This is a genomic window from Draconibacterium sp. (assembly GCF_041583095.1).
GTDB lineage: Bacteria > Bacteroidota > Bacteroidia > Bacteroidales > Prolixibacteraceae > Draconibacterium.
The window spans coordinates 1-3,688 of record NZ_JBFHGM010000384.1; the positions used below are offsets into that span (position 1 = coordinate 1).

Sequence of the window (3,688 nt, forward strand, 5' to 3'; positions counted from 1 at the left end):
CGGCAATCGCAAAATACGTTTTCTGCCAATTGTTGTTTGAGAATCGAGCTCCTCCCACGTATTATTAATGTATGCCTCCACTGAAAACTCCTTAACACGCTGCCCCAAACGAATGTCTTCCTGAATAAGGAAACGATTAAAGGTTGTTTCTTCGCCCAGATCAATGGTTAATGATGCCTGAATGACGTCATCGTCGGTAGCCCAATAGGTATCCGGATCATTATCGGTAACATTGGCGGCTTTATACTTCTTTGAATTACCCCTTACGTTTGTGGCTTCTGCAATTTTACCGGCAGCAAGATCATTCGCAAAATCGGCTTTTACAGCTTCTGCCAGTTTTAGAATTTGTTCTTCATCCTTTTCATGAATCAAGCCGCGATTATCAACCGGGAAATTAATGAGCAGCGAACCGTTTCTGCCTATACTATTATAATATATATCGAGCAGCTGCGGCAAAGTTTTCACTTTGTGATCTTCGTATTTATGATAATACCACCCCGGACGGATAGACACATCAACCTCAGCCGGTACCCAGTGCGTTCCATTCTCCTGCCCCCTGCTGTATTTTTTTGAATATTCAGGCATTCCACCGTAAATCTCATCGCGTAATAAGTTTGACCATGTGGTTGGATACGCATATCCGTTTTCATTACCTACCCATCTTACGTCAGGTCCTGCATCAGAGAAGATTACGGCATTGGGTTGCAATTCGCGAATAATCTTATAGGTATTTTCCCAGTCGTAATAAGTAAGTTTATCCACCCGACGTTCTTCATTGGCACCACCGTAATAACCGGTTCCACCGTTTGCACCATCAAACCAAACTTCAAAAACATCGCCGTAGTTGGTCATCAACTCACGCAACTGTGCTCTGAAAATCTCAATGTATTTATCGTTTCCGTATTCCGGATTATTACGATCCCATGGTGACAGATAAAGCCCCAATTTTAAACCGTATTCTTTACAGGCATCAGCTAATTCCTGTACCACATCTCCTTCCCCATTTCTCCACGAAGAACTTTTAACCGAATGCTCAGTAGTAGCCGTAGGCCACAAACAAAATCCATCGTGGTGTTTAGCTGTAAGAATAATTCCTTTCATTCCGGCTTCCTTACAAATCCGGGCCCACTGGCGGCAATCCAATTCGGTTGGATTAAACGTATCGGGATCTTCATCGCCAAAGCCCCATTCCATATCGGAAAAGGTATTCATATTAAAATGAACAAACGCATAATATTCCATGTCATTCCAGGTCAATTGTCTTTCAGAAGGCACGGGTAATACGGGGTCCGGAGGAGCTAAATTACTGCATGAAACAGAAATTAACAATACAAATAGCCCAAATAATCTGTTGGTCATTGGTTTTAGATTTTAATATTTTTATAAACTTGATAAATATATAATGAATATTTGAAAAAGCTGTTTTATCTCAAGACAAACATGAGATACTATCAATATAAGAATCAAGTGTAGATTGATCTGAACTCCACACAACAAAACTGGCGAGGAAACTAATCCCAATAGGAACATTTCTATTACCTGGCTCACCTTCACTGCCGGCAGGCAGTAGTGGTAAACTCTCCTGAATCCACCCCAACAGTCATAAATCGGGAGACATTATTCATAAGCATGCATATAGTAAATAACCAGCAGTTATTGCAGATTGAAATAAAAAGTCGTCAAATACTAAAAATACAAAACAAAAAGAATAACATAATTACGATTTTTATTAAAATACCTTTCTGTATTTATTTTTCCATTACGGGAGTTGTGTCCCAAAATGAAACGACAAAACACTTCGGAAAAACACCCCATAATCCTGACTTACTGCTCTTTACAACTAGTGGCACACTGATTGCATAATTAAAGCACGAACGTACTAAACATTATTGTAAATAAAAATGGACGAAGCAAACTACAAATTAAAATTTGGTTTTTATTTTATTAAGTCATAATTTGCATAAGTAATTTATTGATTCTGAAATTTAGAGAAGGTAAAAAATAAGGGGTTATTTAATCTTTCCGCGAATTTCATATCATCATTTTATTTGGCAAATCAGGCGAATGTTAACGAACATTTGTATTGTGATGCTTCTGACTTTATGTAAAAGAATTAAGCAACTATTAAACAACATCGATATGAAAAAAATTCTACCCAAATCAAATTTAACACGGACTCTGATACTTGGGTTGGTGTTTTTTATTTTCAGTTCAAACTTAAGTGTAGGACAGACTTTTGATGGAAACTATACACCTGGTGAATATGCAGATGGCATGACTCAAGTATTTAATGTTTCAAGCGGTACTTGTAACATATATCAGGCATGGGCAACTATAAATCCTGGGGTAGGATTGGAAAATATTATTCTCGGATTTCATATTGGAAATGGAGGTAATTCCTTGTTCCGAATTTACATTGATGCAGATAATGATTCCAATACCGGACTTACTTATGATAATTTTGGCAATGGAGTAAATGTGGCCGGTGCGGAATTTATTTTAGAAATAGAAGCTAAGCAAAACGGAAAAACAACTGTATACGATGAATTTCTAAATATTATAACACCAACCACTATTGAAGGGAAAAATGGCGATTTCAATCCTGGCGATGGTGCATTTATCGAATTCAAAATACCTTTTGCAGAAATTAACTATGATCCTTGTGACCAAGTAACGGGCGGTGTGCTAAACATTGCCCAATTTGCGTCTGTTACCGGAGGGAGTGCGAATTCTAATTTGTGTGGTTCTTTCCCATTGGATTTTGAAATTGGTTCAGGTGGCAGTGTAGGACCTGATGCAACAATATGTAGCGGAGAATTAAGCCCGACACTTTATTTAACTGGGCACAAAGGAACCATTTTAGAATGGCAAAAGTCGGAATCCGAGGATTTCTCGGTGCCAATTGTCATTTTAGAAACAGGGTCAACACTTTCTGGGAATACAATTGGCACTTTATCAAGCACTACTTATTTTAGAGCAGTTGTTGAAAGTGATGACTTTTGCGAAGGTGAGGTTAGTTATTTATACTCTACTTCTGCAACCATTACGGTCACACCCAAACCGATCGTTGAAGTTCAGAATCTTACACAATGCAGCACGACAGAAGGAGACAACCAGGCTCAGTTTGATCTTACCAGTGCAGTTACGTGGGATATTGGCACTCCTGTTTATTCTAGCAATGGAATAACAATTACTTCTCCTGAAAACTATACAGGAACGGATAATGAGATCATCACTTTTACTGTAACATCTGATGAAGGATGTGTGACAACTGAAACATTCACCCTCAACGTTGATCCGAGACCTTCCTGTTCTATATTAGGAGCTTTATCAATTTGCCCTTCAAGTATAGAAAATATTTATTCCGGTCCCAATGAAGTTGGAATGACATATAGTTGGAGTATCTCAGGCGATGCCACAATTAATGGTTCATCAACAGGCCAGACTGTGCTTGTTGATGCAGATGGTATTTGTGGAGGTAGTTTTATCTTGGAGTTAACTACCTTCAAGAATGGATGTGAAAGTACTTGTAGTATTAATGTGATTGTCGACGATACTACTGCTCCGGCTTTTACTGCCCCGGCAGACTTTACTGTTGAAGGTTGCGGAACAGGTGCAATTACAGGTTGGGCTTTCTCTACATCGGCTGTTGATATCACTACTTCATACAGCGACTCGTTGTCAGTAA

At 38.7% G+C, this 3,688-nt stretch carries 2 protein-coding genes; one reads left to right on the forward strand and one right to left on the reverse strand.

Annotation, left to right across the window (positions count from 1 at the left end; all coding sequences use genetic code 11):
- On the reverse strand, positions 1–1,359 hold a 1,359-nt coding region (locus ABZB17_RS21440), incomplete at its 3' end, for an alpha-L-fucosidase (protein WP_372653506.1).
- A gap of 780 nt (positions 1,360–2,139) precedes the next feature.
- On the opposite strand from ABZB17_RS21440, the gene ABZB17_RS21445 reads away from it, so the two are divergent.
- The coding region (locus tag ABZB17_RS21445) for a hypothetical protein (protein ID WP_372653508.1) at positions 2,140–3,688 on the forward strand (1,549 nt) is incomplete at its 3' end.